This window comes from uncultured Dysosmobacter sp., assembly GCF_947631165.1.
Taxonomy (GTDB): domain Bacteria; phylum Bacillota; class Clostridia; order Oscillospirales; family Oscillospiraceae; genus Oscillibacter.
The window spans coordinates 1-3,120 of sequence record NZ_CANRKH010000094.1; the positions used below are offsets into that span (position 1 = coordinate 1).

Here is a 3,120-nt window from a genome sequence, read left to right on the forward strand (position 1 = left end):
CGATAGCGGACAGTAAAGCCCTTTTCTTCCTGGAACCGGCAGATGACCGCCTGGGGATCACACAGTTCCAGCAGAGGGTCCTTGGTATCCGGCTGCACATAGGTGCTGAGAAAGCTTTGCATTGCCTCAGAATACTGGTGGACGAGCGGAACCTCTGTATCCAGGGTGTCCCGCAGCCCTTTCTCCTGCCGGACTGCCTTGCTTTGATCCCGATCCAGATCCACATAATAGATCACAGCATAATCCTGGCTGAGAGCCGCCAGGATTTGCAGCTGATACTTTTCGCGCTTTTGAATGGCCTCCTCCGCAGCCCGCTGCCGACGGCGGGCGATCCACATCATCACAAGGATGATAACAATGGCCAGAATGGAGATGGCCACGGTGCTGAGTACCAGCCGTGAGGCGTACAGCTGATCTGCCAAGGTGTAGGAATCATACGGCATATTGAGGTAGTTGCTGATGATAGAGTTGGTGAGATCGGAGGAGAGCTGTTTGATCGCCTTGCTGACGATGGAGAACATGGGGCTGTCTGGATCCGTCGTCGTGACCAGACCCACGTCGGAGGGAGAGCGGAAATTCTGCCACTGGATCAAATCGGCAAAACGGTCATTTTTGGATTGATAGTTAAATTCCAGATTGTTGATCAGCGTTGCGTCAGCGTCACCGTGGGCCACGGCCAGCAGGCATTGCCGCGCGTTGGTGTAGTATTGGACCTCAATATCCTTGTGCAAAAGCTCCGGCAGAGATTTCGCCCAGTAGGAGCGGCCTTGGGTCAATGCGATCACAGGGGTGTGCAGGGAGTCAAATACACAGTTTCGCTGCATGATGAGGATATTGTCATATTCCAGGATCGCGCTGGTGGTGTATAGCTCACCGTCCTGACGGACAAAATTTTCTGAAGCGCCGATGTAGAAATCAAGCTCACCGCTTTTCAGCAGCGCCTTCCAGTCCTGGGAGCGGCTGATGGGGCGCATAGTCAGATTCAGACCGGCGGTGTCCCGGAGAGACTCCAAGAGCTTGACATAGATGCCGCTGTAGGTCCCGTCCTCCTGTACATAGGCAAGCGGTTCGGTTTCTTCATAAAAGCCTACCACAATCTCAGGATCCGAGGCCGCATAGGCACGTTCCTCGTCAGTCAGTGCCAGCGCGTTGGTATTGTTGCCCACAAGACATTTCTGGGTGGTTTCAGCCACCAGCTCGGGCTCAGTGGTGACCAGCTGCTGCATCCCACGGTTCAGCTCATCGAGCAGTGCTGCATTGCCCGCTTTGACGGTGTAATAGAAGGGGGAGGCATCCAATACGGACAGCAGCACCGTATTGGGGATTTTAGTGGAGGAACTCATCAGAAGCATATCGATTTGACCCGCTTCAAGCGCTGGGATCATTTCCTCCAAAGAATTTAGATGGACGGGGGTATAGGTAAAGCCGTGGGCCGCGGCGAAATCAACCAGGGCCTGTTCGTTGGCAGAACTGGGGGATACTGCAATGCGGGCGCCGTTGAAGGCGCTGAAATCCTCATATCCATAGCCTGCGTCAGCCCGGGCAAACAGGCCAAAGGAAGTATAACCACCCACCAGCGCGGGGAAGTCCATGGTCTCATCCCGCTCCGGCATATAATTGGTGGGAAAGAGGATGTCCAGCTCGCCGCGCTCCAGCATGGTCACCGCATCGGACCAGGTGCAGTTGACGTACTCATAGGTCCAGTTGTTGAGCTGGGCCAGTTCATTGAGATAATCAACACAATAGCCTGTAGGTTTGCCGTTTTCATCCAGGCGAAGCAGATCATTGATCCCGCAGGGAATCCGAATGGTCCGTGCCTCTGCCTGCGCCGCCTTGGCATTCAGGCCGGGAACGACACAGAGCCAAAGAACTGCTGCCGTCAGCCAAACGACCGCGCGCCATATGTACGATTTTATTGCCTGTTTCATGTTTCGTTCCCCTTATATTTGAAGTATTACGACATTAACAGTATATTTTCTATCATCAATAATTTGTTGCCCATCCAGATAAATCATTTTTATGCCGTCTTGATTCTTGTAAAATTTTGTATGCTTAAACTGCTCAAATGAAAAATCAGGATAAATTGTTAATTTATCCGATATTGAAATAAATCCATCGCTGATATCATCCATTTTTATCTTCTTTACTTATATGACCAACATCCCCAGCAAGGAAACTACCACCCCTACCACCACCCGAACTGTGTGACCGAGGTACACATGGGCAACACCGTCCTCGCCGTGTCCGGCTACTTCAAGCAGGGCAGTCCCGTGGAGACATCATTCTTGCTTTGATATATAGGAAAAGCGCAATCCATCAAAAGGCTTCCCTAAAGAAGAATCTTTCTGCTCAAAAAGTGGCTGAATGATCTCGTTTGAGGGGAGCGACACTCCAAATGTATTCATTGTTTCTTCCACTTTATCAATGAGGCAAAGTGCGTTCGGGTCATGTGCGATTGTATTAGGTGACCACTCGCAAACTATCGTATAAGCATTCTCAATGACTGCGTTTATGACGATCATAGCAATTCCCGCCTGTGAATAAAGAGTTCGGGCTTTGCTTATTTCCGCAGGGGTAGTTTCGGTATTGTTGTTTGCCAAAACCGTGCTCGGCAACAGTTCCCAAATAGAGTCCAGCCAAATGCCAATCCAGTTATTTTCAGAACAGTCTGTGATTGACCACAGTTGCCGTAAAATCCATTCCCAGGCGCTAAAATCCTGTCCATAAAATCGCAGAGTTTCTTCCAGGCAAAGAATGAGGTAAGCGATCCGACCACGGCCGGAAACTTTATAAAGCCGATGGGATAAAATTCGTTGTTCCTCTTGTCGCGCCGCTTTCGGACGCATAAGTTTTATGAGCCGATACAACAGATAGAAAAATCCCGCAAATCCAGCACATACGGCAGCAAATACAACGCCAGCCATAAAGCCTCTTTCTAAAAGCTGCCATATATTTCCCACGCAGTCCACCTCCGCATTGCTTTTTAGTCTATCACGATAACAAACATATTTCTACTATCATTTGTCAAAAAACCAAAACATCTACTGTAGGATTACAATACATATTAGACAGTTGAATAAAAAAGGATGAAGGATAAAGCCTCATCGGTTAAAGTTGAGT

Annotated in this window: 3 protein-coding genes; all 3 read right to left on the reverse strand. The window is 49.6% G+C overall.

The window, feature by feature from the left end; genetic code table 11:
* Nucleotides 1-1,928 (reverse strand): transporter substrate-binding domain-containing protein (locus tag Q0Z69_RS16780; RefSeq protein WP_298035546.1); only part of this gene is annotated, 1,928 nt, incomplete at its 3' end.
* 12 nt (nt 1,929-1,940) lie between these two features.
* On the reverse strand, nt 1,941-2,132 hold the full coding sequence (locus Q0Z69_RS16785; protein WP_298035547.1) for a hypothetical protein: 192 nt from the start codon (nt 2,130-2,132) through the stop codon (nt 1,941-1,943).
* 147 nt (nt 2,133-2,279) lie between these two features.
* On the reverse strand, nt 2,280-2,960 hold the full coding sequence (locus Q0Z69_RS16790; protein ID WP_298035548.1) for a hypothetical protein: 681 nt from the start codon (nt 2,958-2,960) through the stop codon (nt 2,280-2,282).
* Between the last annotated feature and the right edge of the window lie 160 nt (nt 2,961-3,120).